Below are 14,322 nucleotides of genomic sequence, written 5' to 3' on the forward strand. Positions count from 1 at the left end.
TACATGTCAGACGTTACAGCCGTTGAAAATCTTGTAAAAAAACATAAAGCCTTAAAAAAAGAGATTGCCAAGGTCATAGTGGGCCAAGAAAAGGTAATCGAACAGATTTTGCTCTCCATTTATACTGGGGGGCATTCGCTGCTGATTGGAGTTCCGGGTTTGGCAAAGACGCTAATGGTCAATACCATTGCACAGACTTTGGGGCTCGATTTTAAACGCATACAGTTTACCCCGGACTTGATGCCCAGCGACATTTTAGGGAGTGAAGTTTTAGATCAAAACCGGAACTTTAAATTTATCATGGGCCCTGTTTTTGGAAACATCATCTTAGCGGATGAGATCAACCGGACACCACCCAAGACCCAAGCTGCCCTTTTGGAGGCCATGCAAGAACGGGCCGTGACCATTGCGGGAAAACAATATAAGCTCAATCGTCCTTATTTTGTATTGGCTACCCAGAATCCTATTGAGCAGGAGGGGACCTATCCACTGCCAGAGGCCCAGTTGGACCGTTTTATGTTCGCTATTGAACTGCAGTATCCATCCATTGCGGAGGAAATCCAAGTGGTAAAATCCACCACAACGGATGATGAGGTTGAAATCGAAACCCTTTTCACTGCCGATGAAATTATTGAAGTGCAACATTTGGTACGGAGAATCCCTGTGCCGGACAATGTGGTGGATTACACCGTTCGATTGGTGCATAGCACACGGCCCGTTTTGGAAGGAGCATCAGATTTTGTAAACAATTATGTGGATTGGGGCGCAGGACCACGAGCATCCCAAAACCTTGTGCTTGCCGCAAAAGCCCATGCTGCCATACACGGAAAATTTTCTCCGGACATTGAGGATGTAAAAGCAGTGTCATTGGGAATTCTTCGCCATAGAATCCTAAAAAACTACAAGGCGGAGGCCGAGGGAATTTCTGAGGAACGGATTATCTCGGAATTGTTGTAAATATCAAATCTTCTCTACTATTTAAGCCAATTCTAATTCCGAAATCGTAGGTATTTTAGTAAATTTACAAAATTACTAAAATCTTAAAACTCGATTATAGAATGGCATTTGATATTGACATGATTAAGGGCGTCTACGCTTCCATGGGGGAGCGTGTGGACAAGGCCCGGGAGTTGGTGGGGAAACCGCTTACCCTTGCGGAGAAAATATTGTATTCACATTTATGGGATGGAATGCCCACCAAGGAATTTATTAGAGGAAAGGATTATGTTGATTTTGCCCCAGATAGAATAGCTTGCCAAGATGCCACAGCACAGATGGCTCTGTTGCAGTTTATGCAGGCAGGTAAAGATAAAGTGGCCGTGCCCACAACCGTGCATTGCGACCACTTGATTCAGGCCAAGGATGGTGCTGCATCAGACTTAAAGCATGCCAACGAGACCAGTAAGGAAGTATTTGATTTCCTTGGGTCCGTATCCAATAAATATGGAATAGGATTCTGGAAACCCGGAGCTGGTATTATTCACCAAGTGGTTTTGGAAAACTACGCATTCCCTGGCGGAATGATGATTGGAACCGACTCGCACACCGTAAATGCCGGTGGGTTGGGAATGGTGGCCATTGGTGTTGGTGGAGCCGATGCAGTGGATGTTATGGCCGGAATGGCTTGGGAATTGAAGTTCCCTAAGTTGATAGGGGTTAAATTGACAGGGAAACTATCTGGATGGACCGCGCCCAAGGATGTTATTCTAAAAGTGGCCGAAATTCTTACTGTAAAAGGTGGAACAGGAGCCATTGTGGAATATTTTGGTCCAGGAGCAACCTCAATGTCATGTACCGGTAAAGGAACCATCTGCAACATGGGTGCCGAGATCGGCGCAACTACATCAACCTTTGGCTATGACGAATCCATGGAGCGTTACCTAAGAGCTACCGATAGGGAAGATGTTGCTGATGAGGCCAATAAAGTAAAAGAACACTTAACGGCGGACCCTGAGGTGTATGCAAACCCTGAGGATTATTTTGACCAGGTAATTGAAATCAACTTAACGGAATTGATGCCATTGCTCAATGGTCCTTTTACCCCAGATTTGGCCACTGAAGTGGGCACCATGACTGAAAAAGCCGAAAAAAATGGATGGCCATTGGCGGTTGAATGGGGATTGATAGGTTCCTGTACCAACTCTTCCTATGAAGATTTGTCTAGGGCTTCTTCCATTGCGCAACAAGCATTGGACAAAAAATTAAAGACAAAAGCTGAATTTGGAATCAACCCAGGTTCGGAACAGGTGAGATATACTACCGAGCGTGACGGTATTCTACAAATATTTGAAAAATTGGATGCCAAGATTTTCACCAACGCTTGCGGACCATGTATTGGTCAGTGGGGCCGTTATGAAGATCCAAAGAACGCACCAAAGAACAGTATCGTGCATTCCTTCAACCGTAACTTTGCAAAGCGCGCGGATGGTAACCCGAACACACACGCGTTTGTTGCTTCACCAGAAATGACAGCCGCCATTGCCATTGCGGGTCGTTTGGATTTTAACCCATTGACCGACAAATTAATCAATGAGGATGGAGAAGAAGTGATGTTGGATGAGCCAACAGGATGGGAATTGCCTCCAAAAGGTTTTGAAGTGAAAGACAATGGTTATGTAGACCCTGTTGAAGATGGAAGTAAGGTAGATGTGGTCGTTGCCGAAGGCTCTGAAAGATTGCAATTGTTGGAACCCTTTGAACCCATCACTCCAGCAAGTCTTCAAGGGATGAAGCTGTTGATCAAAGCTTTCGGAAAATGTACCACAGACCACATTTCCATGGCAGGACCGTGGTTGCGTTTTAGAGGGCATTTGGATAATATCGCCAACAACACTTTGATTGGTGCAGTCAATGCATTCAACCAAAAAACCAATTTTGTGAAGAATCAGTTGACGGGCGAATACGAAGGAGTTCCTGATGCACAAAGAGCTTACAAGAAAGCTGGAATCAAAACCATTGTTGTGGGTGATCATAATTATGGCGAAGGGTCTTCCAGAGAGCATGCAGCCATGCAACCCAGACATTTGGGTGTGGCGGCTGTGTTAGTAAAATCGTTTGCAAGGATTCACGAGACCAACCTGAAAAAACAGGGAATGTTGGCTTTGACCTTTGTCAATGAAAACGATTATGACCTTATTCAGGAAGATGATACCTTTAATTTCTTGGATATAGATGCCTTTGCTCCAGACAAGCCTTTGACCATAGAGATTGTCCATGCAGATGGCAGTAAGGATACCATAAAAGTGAATCATTCGTACAATAATGCACAGATAAAATGGTTCAATGAAGGCTCTGCCTTGAACCTTATCAAAAAAGAGAATGCTTAAATTTTTTTAAGATTATTCAATAAAACTCCTGATATTGGCAAGATATCAGGAGTTTTTAATTTTAACCCAAATCCAAAGAATGAAAATCAGTAAAAAGACCGTACTCAATATTCTGTTAATCCTTTTTGTACTCTCTTTTTTTGTAACCCCTTTGGGCCATTATGGCAAAATATTCCTGAATCGATTGCTTGCTTTTTCACCTCCAGTGATCGAAGAATCCCAACAGGAAAAAATCAACGACTACGATTGGCGGCTGAAAGACGAGGATTGGGACTTTTTCAATTTTGAAAAATCAAAGGGAAATGTAGTCTTTATCAATCTGTGGGCTTCTTGGCGATTGCCCAGTGAAGCAGAACTTGCAAGTATTCAGGATCTTTACGACCAATACAAGGGTAAGATGGATTTCTACATCATTACCAATGAGGATAGACCTCCAGTGGAAGCATTCATGGAAGAACACGAATTTACATTTCCAGTTACATATCTAATAATTGGTGAGAAAATGCCCATCAGTCCAGAAAAAGTACCTTCCTCATATCTCATTGATAAATCTGGGAATATTGTCATTCACAAAGAGGGGATTGCCGATTGGAGCAATCGCAAAATTTACAAACTGTTGGACGAACTTATTGCTGAATAAACGTTATGAGACTTTCCAAGGAACAGATCAGTAATGGCATTTGGATTTTAGCCATTGTTTTGATCATTTTTACCCCAGTTGGGTTCCATCTTAAGGTTTTGGTGAGCAAACTTATCGCTACCAGTGCGGATGTGGTTGAGGTTGATGAACAAAATACGCTCAAGAATTACCATTGGAACTTGGTGACCGCAGAAGGCAAACGAATGGATTTTCAATCCAAAAAAGGAGAAGTGGTATTGGTCAATTTTTGGGCTACTTGGTGTCCACCTTGTATTGCCGAGCTACCCAGTTTGGTTGATCTGCATGAAGATTATGGAGATAAGGTGGCTTTTGCTTTTGTGGCCAGCGATGAGCGTGATAAAGTATCGACTTTTCTGGAAAAAAAAGGATATCACCTCCCCGTTTATTTTGAAACATCCCGAACTCCTGATGAATTAATTTCGAAAAGCATTCCCGCTACCTATGTTATCAGCAAATCGGGTAAAATTGTGGTGGATGAAAAAGGGGCCGTCAATTGGAATTCAACGCACACAAGAACACTTTTGGACAGCCTTCTTCTGGAATAGCTTATTTTTTAAAGTATTTAAAGGGAACAAAGAGCATCCCAAAGCACTCTCCATCTTCCTTGCCCAAATGTTTATGGTGCATTTTATGGGCACGACGTACACCACGGGCATACCAATTGTTGGCATTTCTGAATATCTTAAAGCGTTGGTGGATGAAAATATCATGCACCAGAAAATAAGCGATCCCGTAGGCTAAAATGCCAAATCCCAGCGGCCATCCGTACCAGAACCAAGTGTAGTTGCCCAAGAAGAATAAGGTCATGCTAACCACAGCGTAGAACAAGAAAAAGGCATCGTTTCGCTCAAACCAAGAGTCGTGGTCTTTTTTATGATGGTCCCTATGGAGGCTCCATAGAAATCCATGCATTACATATTTATGGGTAAACCACGCCATGAATTCCATAAAACAGAATGTAGCCAAAAAAATTCCTATCCAAAGTGCTATTTTCATTGTACCAATTGTAGTTTATAATTTAGGTAGGATTGTGCCAAAAGTCCAAATTTTTGGTAATTGGGCACACGGATACGGGCATTTTTTATTTCCAGGGGGGGAGTGTTCTGTAACTTATTCAACAGTTTTTTGTAATAGCAATAGGCCGTATAGACCCCAAATTTGGCTTGTTCAGGGAGTTTTATAATGCCAGAATACCCAATGGCAAAATCAGCTTTGATTTCGTTTACGATGCGTTTTTTGGAGGCTTCATCCAATTCCATCAAATTGGTATTGGGGAAATAGGTACGGTTAAGGTCTTCATGATCTGCTTTCAAATCCCTTAGGAAGTTTACTTTTTGAAAGGCGGAACCCAGCGCCATGGCAGATTCCTTCAATTCCTCATATTTTTCTTTGTTTCCATTGACAAAGACGCAGAGGCACATCAACCCTACCACGTCTGCAGAACCATAAATATAATCTCTATACTCATCGAAGGTCTCATACCTCTTTTTGGTCAAATCCATCCGCATACTTTTCATAAACGATTCCACCAAATGGTGTGGAATGTCATATTTGTGATAGGTATGCTGGAACGAATTTAAAATAGGATTTAAACTAATTTTGCTGGCAATGGCCTGTTCCATATCGCTTTCAAAATCATTAAAAAGCTGTTCTTTGTTGTAGTCATGGAAGGTATCCACAATTTCATCGGCAAAACGGACAAATCCGTAGATGTTGTAAATATCTGCTCTAATGGAAGGGGCCAACATTTTGGTGGCCAGGGCAAAAGAGGTGCTGTAGGATTGGGTAACAATCTTGCTGCAGTTGTAGGATACATTGTCAAAAATAGTTTTCATCCTTTTAGGTTTTTAATGATTAAATCAGAAACCAATTTCCCCGAGATGAGTGCCGGTGGCACCCCTGGTCCCGGAACGGTAAGCTGACCGGTAAAGAACAGGTTCTTTACCTTGCTACTTTTGAGGTTAGGTCTTAAAAAAGCGGTTTGCCGAAGTGTGTTGGCCAAACCGTAGGCATTTCCTTTGTAGGAATTGTACTGTTCAACAAAATCGTTTATACAGAAACTTTCTTTAAATATAATGGAATCTTTGACATGTTGGTGGGTTCTTTTTTCAAATCGGTCCATTATCACGTCAAAATATTGTTCGCGCAATTGTGGTGTATCCTCCAATCCTGGGGCAATGGGCACCAGAAAAAATCCGGTTTCACAGCTATTTGGTGCCATGGATGCATCGGTCACCGATGGAAAATTGGCATAAAATAAAGGTTCCGAAGGCCATTGCGGTTCATCATAAATTTCTTGGGCATGTTTTTCAAAATCGGTATCAAAAAAGAGGTTGTGGTGTTCTATATTTTGCAACTTTTTGTCAAAACCAATGTAAAATAGTAGGGAAGAAGGTGCATAGGTTTTTTTCTCCCAATAGTCTTCTGAATACTGTCTGTACTTTGCATCCAACAGTGTTTCGGAATGATGATAATCTGCCCCGCTCACCACATAATCCGCCAAATGGTTTTGACCACTACTTCGAATGCCCAACACTTCTTTGTCCGACACGATGATTTTATCCACTGGACTGTTCACATGAATCTTTACACCCAGTTCTTCGGCCAGACTTTTCATGGCCTTTATGATTTCATACATGCCACCTCTGGGATGCCAAGTGCCTAAACCGAAATCGGCAAAATTCATAAAGTTGTAGAATGAAGGAGTATTGCTGGGCTTTGCACCCAAAAAAAGTACTGGAAACTCCAAAGTGGAGATCAGTTTTGGGTTTTTAAAGCGTTTGCGTACTTCTTGACTGATGGTTTTGAAGAATTGATCAACCCGAAGGACCGTTTCCTTCGTCACCAATTCCAAAGGCGATAGGCCGGGGCGCAACACTACCTTGTTGATGGCAATGTCATAATTTTCCTGGGCCTGTCCAATAAATCGTTTCAAATGATCCCCGCTCCCAGATTCCAGCCGTTCAAATTCCTCGCATATTTTATCCATACAATCTCCAATGGTGATCACATCATCCTCAAAGAAAACTTTGTAAGCCGGATCCAACTTATCCAGTTGATAGTAGTGTGAAGTTTTTTTGCCAAAATCTGCAAAAAATTTATCAAAAATATCGGGCATCCAATACCAACTTGGACCAATATCAAAGGTGAAGCCATTTTTAACCAGTTGCCGTGCCCTTCCACCAACGGAATTGTTTTTTTCAAAGATTTCAACTTCAAAACCAGCCTTGGCCAAATAACAAGAAGTGGAAAGGGAAGAAAAACCGGAACCAATGACAATGACTTTTTTCATTCGTAGTTGGGCCATTAAAGGGATTCCAATAATTGTTCAATGGAATTGAACGCTTTTACGGTATCAGGGAACGTGTCCGCTGTGGCATGCCGTATTTGGTGTCCCAGGACATAGAGTCTGGAATCTGGCGAAAGCTCCAATATACTGGAGAAGCGCTCCAAGTAGGCCTGCAGTTCATTTGGGGTTGGCGCAACAGTGAAGTAAGATACAAAATAGATATTAGTATAATATTTCAGTAAATCTGAAAGGTTTTCCATGGGCATGGTTTGCCCTAAATAAATGGATTTGTAACCTCTTAGGGTAATCTCATAGTTGATATACAACAATCCCAATTCGTGGATTTCATTCTCTGGCAAGAAAAGGACGAAGACCTTATCTTTTTTGGTAGGCTCTTCAAATTGCAGCTTTTCCGTTTGGATGTAGATTTTCTGTTTGATCAGGTTGGAAATAAAATGCTCATGGGCAGGACTGATGGTAGCGGTCTGCCAAAGCAACCCCAGTTCGTTGAGCAATGGGATGAAAACCTCATAAAAGACTTCCCTGAATGATCTTTCCACCAAGAGACTATTGTAGGTCTTCTGAAACAGGGACTGGTCAAAATTGAGCATGGCCAATTTAAAGGCATTAAGGGCATGGCTCTTTTTGCTGTTTTGGGCCACAATTTCCTTTACCATCATTGGAATTTGTGACTCATCCAATTTGGCAATTTTAGAAATTTTGTAACCGTTGTTGTACAATAATGTAATATTCAACAGCTTTTGCAAGCTTCCAATAGAATATGTTCTAATGTTGGTACTGGTCCTTTCTGGGCTGAACAGGTTGTATCGTTTTTCCCAAATCCGGATGGTATGGGCCTTTATTCCGGACAGATTTTCCATGTCCCGAATACTGAAAGATTTCTTTACATTGTTCATCTTTTATTAATAAAGATTAAACAAATTTACAATTTAAACCATACGAACCTATTTTTTTATCATAAAATTTGAGACATATCCACTGAAAAAGTAGTGTTTTTAACTGAAAAGATAAACAGATTTGAGCGTAAAAGCATAAAACAAAAAAACCGCAAAGATTGCGGTTTTGTGCCCACGACTGGAGTCGAACCAGCACGTCCTTACGAACACTACCCCCTCAAGGTAGCGTGTCTACCAATTCCACCACGTGGGCTTATCAGCTTTTTGGTCTATATCGGCCAAAAATCTTTGGGGCGACAAATATAGGGTTTTGTCCAAATATATCCTGATTCAATATTCTGAAATTCTAACACTTTCTTTTATTGTTTGAAAATTCTGCCGTCTTCCATTTCAATGATGCGATCTGTTCGTTTGGCAAAATCTTCATCATGGGTTACCACCAATAAGGACAACCCTTGGTTTTCCTTCAGATTCTTAAAAATAGTAAACACGTTTTCTGAATTATGGCTGTCTAAATTTCCAGTGGGTTCGTCACCCATTAAAATGGTTGGATCATTGATGAGGGCCCTGGCTATAGCCACTCGTTGTTTTTCCCCACCGGAAATCCGGGATGCTCTTTGTTCAGCCAAATGGCCAATATGGAGCATTTCCAGTTTTTCATGCGCAGCTCTTTCAATTTGAGCATGGGATTTCTCACCCAATTTTTTGGCAGGTAGCATTACATTTTCCAACACACTGAATTCTGACAACAGATAATGAAACTGAAATACGAACCCAATATGTTTGTTACGGATACGCGAGAGCTCTTCATGTGATTTTCCGGTAATCAATTGACTGTCCAAATACAGCTCACCCGTATAATCGGTGTCCATTGTGGAAAGAACATACAATAATGTGGATTTTCCACAGCCCGATTTTCCCATGATAGAGGCAAACTCACCTTCACGAACCCCAAAAGAAATGTCTTTCAACACATGAAAATCCTTGGGTTTGTAGAAATGTTTATTGATATTATTGGCTTCTAAGACAAATTTCATAGGCTGTACTAGGTTCCACGAATAATTTCCACGGGATCTATTTTTTTTGCTCTGTTCGATGGCAAATAGCCCGCAACAAAGGTTGAAATGAGGGCAAATGTGATTCCAATCACATAATAGGCCGCATTATAATTTACTGGGAATGTTGAAATTGTAGGCAAAGCCTCAGTTTCAAAAGGGGTTTGGTCAATTACTTTGGAGAGCGCAAATCCAATCAATAGACCCAAAACACCACCAACCAATCCAATGATCATGGCCTGACTCATAAAAATGAGTTGTACATCCCTACCTGAAAACCCTGTGGCCTTTAAAATGGCGATGTCTTTCATTTTTTCGTAGATGAGCATGTTCAAAATATTGTAGATGCCAAAACCGGCCACAATAAGCAAGGTGATGGAAACGGCATAAGTGATAAGGTTCCGAATATTTGAACCGGTTTCAAACTGGGCATTGGCTTCATTGATGTCTATGGCTTTGGTGTTGAACTGTTTTTCCAAACGACGTGCCATGGGTTCGGCCTCCCCAATGTTCAATAGTTTAATGTTGATGTCGGTCACATAATTTTCCGCTTCCCCCAAAATACGCTGAACCGTCTTGAGGTTGGCAAAGCTCTGGATGTTATCAATTTCAGCAATGCCACTTTGGTAAATGCCCACGATTTTTAACGGAAAGATGTTGCCGGCCACTGTACTCACCTGAACGCGGTCTCCCACAGCCAATGACATTTTATCGGCCAATCCGGCCCCCAAAAGAATACCGTTGTCATTTGTGTCCAAGGCTTCAGGGGTCCCTTCCACAATGTTATCTTGGATATTGGACAGGCGAACCTCTTCCATAATGTCGACACCAATAAGATTTCCACCCAGTTCTATGGAGCCCGATAGGTAAAAAATCTGGGCCCGAAGCTGTGGAGTGGCCCCTTTTACGTTGGGCTGTTTTTTTAGATAGTTAAGAATGGGCAGGGCATTGTGTATTTTTTTCTGGTTTTGTTTGGGCTTTATGGAATGGACAACATTGAAAGCATCCTTAAAATCATCATAAAGGGCAACAGGTTGGGAGGGAGAGGGTCTTATTTCGTTATAGATATGAATGTGTGGGGTCTGGTTCAACACCAAATCGTCCAACATGCCATTCAATCCAGTCATAAAACTTACCAGTGTAATGTATGCACCTATACCAAAGGTGACGCCAAGTGTCGCCGTCGCTGTGGATTTCATCTTGGTAAGAAGATGTGTTTTGGCAATGCCCAATATCACATTCCAGTTGATCATTGCTCAGGTTTATAGATGACTGTGTTTTCGTCAATGCCCCCTAAAATCTCTATCCTGTCCAAATTTTGTAGACCAATGCTGATTTCTTTTTCACCGTCATCGGTTAGTACTTTTGATTCACCCATTAAATATTCCTTGGGGATGGTAAGAGTCTCTTCTTTTTGTGCGATAATGATATTGCCTTCACCCGAAAGTCCCGGATATAAGGTGGCAGGTGGAGCTTTAAAAAGGGCCTCGACCTTAAAGGTCTGCGAACGTTCATCCTTTCTTGGATAGATTTTATCCAGAGTGGCTTCAAAAACTTCAGAATTATAAGAATCCAGGGTAATGAATACCTGCTGTCCTATTTTTAGTTTAACGATATCCACCTCATCCACCAAGAGTTCCACCACAAATTTGTCGCTTTTGCCCACTGCAGCTACGGGCTCCATTGTTGTTACAATCTCACCTTGGTTTTTGTAAAGGGCATACACTGTACCGTTTATTTTGCTGGTAATGGTGAAATCTTTAGTATTGGTGAGAGCGCTCTTGTAATTGTTCTCCGCTTGCTTTACTTGGGTTTCCAGTTCTTTCTTGGTCCTGTTGTATCTACGTTTTAGGAGGCTTAGGTTGTTTTGGGATAGCTCGTAAGCCAATTTTCGGTTGTCGTACTCCAATTTTGACCCAATATTCTGGTTCCAGAGGTTTTTTTGTCGAAAATAATTGATGGAATCGTTCTTTAGTTGGAGTTCTGCAGCTTGAATTTCGTCTTTGATTCCACTTAAAACCGCTGCATTGCCACTATAATTTTCACGGGCCAACTGCAGGGCCAGTTTGGCATTTTCCGTATTTAATTCTGGAGAGGTGTTAATAATTTGAAGGATACGGTCTCCCTTGGCTACCGAATCACCTTCCTCTACCCATATCTTGTCCAGAATGCCCACCACTACAGAGTAGGCCTGGTAAAGACTATCGGGTTGCACCGTTGCGGAAGCATACACAGATTCGGTCAAGGGCATGCGTTCCGGATAAATTTTTTCCTTTTTATCGGAACATGAAAAGAGGAAGGGTATGGAGATGAAAGCAAGTAAAATATATTTCATGGTATGTTTCATGAGCAAGTCCTCAAATTACCAATAAAATTATTATTTAAAGTATGAGTTAGGTCAGTATATAGTCTTGTTATAAATTGATACTGAAACGCATCAATACCTAATTTTTAACCCTATTGATGACATAGGTCATTGTGGATGTTGTTTGATTATAATTTCTTTACCACAAAAATTTGATGATACTAACAGTGGCAATATTGTTAGTTGTGCTCTTGGCCCTTGGACTTCTATTTGCTCCAATCCAAATTTATATTGATACGGATACTGTAAAGTACTATGTTGGGATAAAGGGATTGGCAAAGGCCAGTTTGGAACCCGACAAAAAAGAGCTCATACGGGTACGGTTGAAAGTGCTCTTCTATGAACGTTGTTTTTATCCCATTAAAAAATCTTCAAAACCAAAACTTCCAGAGAAGAAAGCCAAGCCCCATAGGAAGATAAAATTTGGAAAAATTCTACGTGTGATAAAGTCGTTTGAAGTACGGCGATTTGAGTTGGATCTGGATACGGGAGACTACATTGCAAATGCCAAATTATATCCTGTATTTATGTTGCTCAACCACTACGTAGCTTCTTTTCACATCAATTTTGAGAACCGAAACAAACTATTGATTGATATAAGGAACCGACCTTACAGAATACTAAAATCATTTATTAACAATTAAATATAAGGTCATGGATTTACATTTTGATGAATTATTGAACAAAGTGACTGATTTTATCAAGTCAGAGGCTAAGACAGACACCATTATTGGTGAACCCTTTCAGTTGGGTGAGTTTAAATGTGTGCCGGTAATTAAAGTGGGTATGGGATTTGGCTCTGGAGGAGGTGAAGGAGTTGAAGGAAAAGGTAAAAAAGGAGAAGGTGCCGGAGCCGGAGCCGGTATTGGTATTCAACCTATTGGCTTTTTGGTGACCAAAGGAGATGAGATTTCTTTCTTGGAAGCCGGAAAGACCCACGGTTTGGCCGCAGCATTTGAAAAAGTACCCGATTTGATTGAACGCATTGTTTCCGAAAGAAACAAGCATGAAGAAGTGGTTTCCTAAATAGGGAGTCACCTTTTAAAACGGACTGGATTGCCTATTTTATAAGTTTAGGCAATCCGGTTCGGATGGTAAGTTTATAACACTCAATTTCTGAACTTAAAAAAAGTGCCCGCTGAATGCCTTTTTAACCCATCGGTCAAATCTGAAATGCCAATAAAAGGCTGGTCCAATCCCTTATCAGCTATATCCAATACTATTTCCCCACTGCGGAATGGCAAAATGTGGAGGTGGGCAATGATCAGTAGGTGCTTTTCTCCGCACCGCGTATTGAAAGGATATATTATGTAACCCCAAAGGTTTTAAACACAATGGAAGAATAATTTTGATTTGCCGGTTTTTATGATTGATTGTACTGGGGCCTCAATGTATTGGGTCCTTATTTTTTTGTAATCACTACCTTAAAAATCAATGGAGTCAAAGCAAACAATATAAACGCAAAAAGAAAACCCTGAAAACCAAATGGTTTCAGGGTTTTTTAGTGACCTGACTGGGGCTCGAACCCAGGACCCTCTCCTTAAAAGGGAGATGCTCTACCAACTGAGCTATCAGGTCGTATTTCAGTGCCGGCACATTGCGCTAAGCGGGTGCAAATATAACATCAATAATCTATTTTACAAGGTGAATTAATGATAAATTTGTGTTTTTTAAAAATCGCTAATAAATTCAATATATGAGAGTAGTTTTGGTGGGATATATGGCAAGTGGAAAGTCGTCCGTGGGGAAGTTGTTGGCCAGTGAGTTAGGGCTGGATTTCATAGATCTTGATGCATACATTGAGGAACGACAACAAAAATCCATCAAAACCATTTTTTCTGAAAAAGGTGAGATTTATTTCAGAAAATTGGAACATGAAATGTTGTCCAAGGTTTTGGATGAACACCAAAATTTGATGCTTTCCACGGGTGGTGGAACCCCTTGCTATGGAAACAATATGGAGACCATTTTACAAAAATCCAATCATTCCATCTATTTACAATTGTCTATCCCGGCATTAGTGGAACGGATAAAAAACGAAAAAGAAAATCGACCCCTAGTAAAAAAATTAGATGATAAAGACCTCCCTGAGTTTATAGGAAAACATCTTTTTGAGCGAAGGCCATACTATGCACAAGCTAAACATATTTTGGAATGTGATGGTAAGGATTTGGAAACCGTGGTCTCCGAAATAAAACAAAAGTTACTCTAAAAAGACCGCATCGTTTTTGGGCTGGAATTCTACTTTTATATGCTCATTGAGCGACGTGGACAATGAAATACCTTTAAAATCGGCCTTGACAGGGAATTTTTTGTGGTTTCTGTTCACCAATACCGCCGTTTTTAATTGTTTTATGGGTGTTTTTAAAAAGTGGTGTACCCCATAAATCAATGTGGTGCCAGAGTTGAGCACATCATCTACCAATACAACGGATTTGCCCTTGTAGTCCTCCTCGGGGATGGAGGTGCTTACCCCGCTTTCCAAGGGGTTTTTCTTATCCATTTCCACCTTGCAGAGCACAATCTCGGCATCGGTAATGTTTTTGAGGACCGTTGCCACCTTTTTGGCAAAGTTCATGCCTCCACCATTAATTCCTGCCACAATGATTTCTTTCTCATCAACATTGCTTTCATAGATCTGATAGGCAATTCGCCTAACAATGTGTTGAATTTGGCTGTGGGTCAATATGCGGTTCATCATGGCATGGA

General features: G+C 41.1%; 15 protein-coding genes and 2 tRNA genes. 7 read left to right on the plus strand and 10 right to left on the minus strand.

What is annotated here, in order from left to right; all coding sequences use genetic code 11:
* Positions 1–3 precede the first annotated feature (3 nt).
* From FG28_RS12275 to FG28_RS12290, 4 genes are all read left to right on the plus strand, one after another.
* Positions 4–957: a MoxR family ATPase gene (locus FG28_RS12275; RefSeq protein WP_036383240.1), complete on the plus strand. Its 954-nt coding sequence runs from the start codon at positions 4–6 to the stop codon at positions 955–957.
* 101 nt (positions 958–1,058) lie between these two features.
* Positions 1,059–3,326: an aconitate hydratase gene (locus tag FG28_RS12280; protein WP_036383243.1), complete on the plus strand. Its 2,268-nt coding sequence runs from the start codon at positions 1,059–1,061 to the stop codon at positions 3,324–3,326.
* Between the two features lie 79 nt (positions 3,327–3,405).
* On the plus strand, positions 3,406–3,966 hold the full coding sequence (locus tag FG28_RS12285) for a TlpA disulfide reductase family protein (protein WP_081894357.1): 561 nt from the start codon (positions 3,406–3,408) through the stop codon (positions 3,964–3,966).
* Positions 3,967–3,971: 5 nt separating this feature from the next.
* Positions 3,972–4,532 carry a TlpA disulfide reductase family protein gene (locus FG28_RS12290; protein WP_036383246.1) on the plus strand — a complete coding sequence of 187 codons (561 nt, stop codon included), beginning with the start codon at positions 3,972–3,974 and terminating at the stop codon, positions 4,530–4,532.
* A 1-nt stretch (position 4,533) separates the two neighbouring features.
* On the opposite strand, the gene FG28_RS12295 is transcribed toward FG28_RS12290, so the two are convergent.
* From FG28_RS12295 to FG28_RS12330, 8 genes are all read right to left on the minus strand, one after another.
* Positions 4,534–4,983, minus strand: coding sequence for a sterol desaturase family protein (locus FG28_RS12295; RefSeq protein WP_036383248.1), 450 nt, complete (start codon positions 4,981–4,983; stop codon positions 4,534–4,536).
* Positions 4,980–5,822, minus strand: coding sequence for a phytoene/squalene synthase family protein (locus FG28_RS12300; RefSeq protein ID WP_036383251.1), 843 nt, complete (start codon positions 5,820–5,822; stop codon positions 4,980–4,982). Before FG28_RS12300 ends, FG28_RS12295 begins: the two co-directional genes overlap by 4 nt.
* The gene (locus FG28_RS12305; RefSeq protein WP_036386536.1) at positions 5,819–7,279 is read right to left on the minus strand and encodes an NAD(P)/FAD-dependent oxidoreductase; all 1,461 of its coding nucleotides are present in this window, start codon (positions 7,277–7,279) and stop codon (positions 5,819–5,821) included. Before FG28_RS12305 ends, FG28_RS12300 begins: the two co-directional genes overlap by 4 nt.
* 14 nt (positions 7,280–7,293) lie before the next feature.
* Positions 7,294–8,193: a MerR family transcriptional regulator gene (locus tag FG28_RS12310; protein WP_036383253.1), complete on the minus strand. Its 900-nt coding sequence runs from the start codon at positions 8,191–8,193 to the stop codon at positions 7,294–7,296.
* 169 nt (positions 8,194–8,362) lie between these two features.
* Positions 8,363–8,446: transfer RNA gene (locus tag FG28_RS12315), tRNA-Leu, on the minus strand.
* Positions 8,447–8,552: 106 nt separating this feature from the next.
* Positions 8,553–9,230 (minus strand): ABC transporter ATP-binding protein, encoded by a 678-nt coding sequence (locus FG28_RS12320; RefSeq protein WP_036383254.1) that lies wholly within the window; start codon positions 9,228–9,230, stop codon positions 8,553–8,555.
* 8 nt (positions 9,231–9,238) lie between these two features.
* Entirely contained in the window at positions 9,239–10,501 is a 1,263-nt protein-coding gene (locus FG28_RS12325) for an FtsX-like permease family protein (protein ID WP_036383256.1), read from the minus strand.
* Complete coding sequence (locus tag FG28_RS12330; protein ID WP_036386538.1) at positions 10,498–11,583, minus strand: efflux RND transporter periplasmic adaptor subunit; 1,086 nt, start codon at positions 11,581–11,583, stop codon at positions 10,498–10,500. Before FG28_RS12330 ends, FG28_RS12325 begins: the two co-directional genes overlap by 4 nt.
* Positions 11,584–11,768: 185 nt before the next feature.
* Between FG28_RS12330 and FG28_RS12335 the strand changes: the two genes are divergently transcribed.
* Both FG28_RS12335 and FG28_RS12340 read left to right on the plus strand, forming a co-directional pair.
* Positions 11,769–12,257, plus strand: coding sequence for a hypothetical protein (locus tag FG28_RS12335; RefSeq protein ID WP_036383258.1), 489 nt, complete (start codon positions 11,769–11,771; stop codon positions 12,255–12,257).
* 10 nt (positions 12,258–12,267) lie between these two features.
* Entirely contained in the window at positions 12,268–12,639 is a 372-nt protein-coding gene (locus FG28_RS12340; protein ID WP_036383260.1) for a GerW family sporulation protein, read from the plus strand.
* 479 nt (positions 12,640–13,118) lie between these two features.
* Here FG28_RS12340 and FG28_RS12345 read toward each other — a convergent pair.
* Positions 13,119–13,191 (minus strand) — tRNA-Lys (locus FG28_RS12345).
* Positions 13,192–13,309: 118 nt separating this feature from the next.
* Between FG28_RS12345 and FG28_RS12350 the strand changes: the two genes are divergently transcribed.
* The gene (locus FG28_RS12350; RefSeq protein ID WP_036383261.1) at positions 13,310–13,825 is read left to right on the plus strand and encodes a shikimate kinase; all 516 of its coding nucleotides are present in this window, start codon (positions 13,310–13,312) and stop codon (positions 13,823–13,825) included.
* On the opposite strand, the gene FG28_RS12355 is transcribed toward FG28_RS12350, so the two are convergent.
* On the minus strand, positions 13,817–14,314 hold the full coding sequence (locus FG28_RS12355) for a phosphoribosyltransferase family protein (protein WP_036386540.1): 498 nt from the start codon (positions 14,312–14,314) through the stop codon (positions 13,817–13,819). The genes FG28_RS12350 and FG28_RS12355 overlap by 9 nt on opposite strands.
* Positions 14,315–14,322 lie beyond the last annotated feature (8 nt).

Origin of the sequence: Muricauda sp. MAR_2010_75 (genome assembly GCF_000745185.1) — a bacterium.
Lineage (GTDB): Bacteria > Bacteroidota > Bacteroidia > Flavobacteriales > Flavobacteriaceae > Flagellimonas.

Excerpts from the sequence above, each read along its gene's own strand:
- FG28_RS12275 (WP_036383240.1), top strand. The coding sequence starts at position 4 with ATGTCAGACGTTACAGCCGTTGAAAATCTTGTAAAAAAACATAAAGCC.
- FG28_RS12280 (WP_036383243.1), top strand. The coding sequence starts at position 1,059 with ATGGCATTTGATATTGACATGATTAAGGGCGTCTACGCTTCCATGGGG.
- FG28_RS12285 (WP_081894357.1), top strand. The coding sequence starts at position 3,406 with ATGAAAATCAGTAAAAAGACCGTACTCAATATTCTGTTAATCCTTTTT.
- FG28_RS12290 (WP_036383246.1), top strand. The coding sequence starts at position 3,972 with ATGAGACTTTCCAAGGAACAGATCAGTAATGGCATTTGGATTTTAGCC.
- FG28_RS12295 (WP_036383248.1), bottom strand. The coding sequence starts at position 4,983 with ATGAAAATAGCACTTTGGATAGGAATTTTTTTGGCTACATTCTGTTTT.
- FG28_RS12300 (WP_036383251.1), bottom strand. The coding sequence starts at position 5,822 with ATGAAAACTATTTTTGACAATGTATCCTACAACTGCAGCAAGATTGTT.
- FG28_RS12305 (WP_036386536.1), bottom strand. The coding sequence starts at position 7,279 with ATGAAAAAAGTCATTGTCATTGGTTCCGGTTTTTCTTCCCTTTCCACT.
- FG28_RS12310 (WP_036383253.1), bottom strand. The coding sequence starts at position 8,193 with ATGAACAATGTAAAGAAATCTTTCAGTATTCGGGACATGGAAAATCTG.
- FG28_RS12320 (WP_036383254.1), bottom strand. The coding sequence starts at position 9,230 with ATGAAATTTGTCTTAGAAGCCAATAATATCAATAAACATTTCTACAAA.
- FG28_RS12325 (WP_036383256.1), bottom strand. The coding sequence starts at position 10,501 with ATGATCAACTGGAATGTGATATTGGGCATTGCCAAAACACATCTTCTT.
- FG28_RS12330 (WP_036386538.1), bottom strand. The coding sequence starts at position 11,583 with ATGAAATATATTTTACTTGCTTTCATCTCCATACCCTTCCTCTTTTCA.
- FG28_RS12335 (WP_036383258.1), top strand. The coding sequence starts at position 11,769 with ATGATACTAACAGTGGCAATATTGTTAGTTGTGCTCTTGGCCCTTGGA.
- FG28_RS12340 (WP_036383260.1), top strand. The coding sequence starts at position 12,268 with ATGGATTTACATTTTGATGAATTATTGAACAAAGTGACTGATTTTATC.
- FG28_RS12350 (WP_036383261.1), top strand. The coding sequence starts at position 13,310 with ATGAGAGTAGTTTTGGTGGGATATATGGCAAGTGGAAAGTCGTCCGTG.
- FG28_RS12355 (WP_036386540.1), bottom strand. The coding sequence starts at position 14,314 with ATGATGAACCGCATATTGACCCACAGCCAAATTCAACACATTGTTAGG.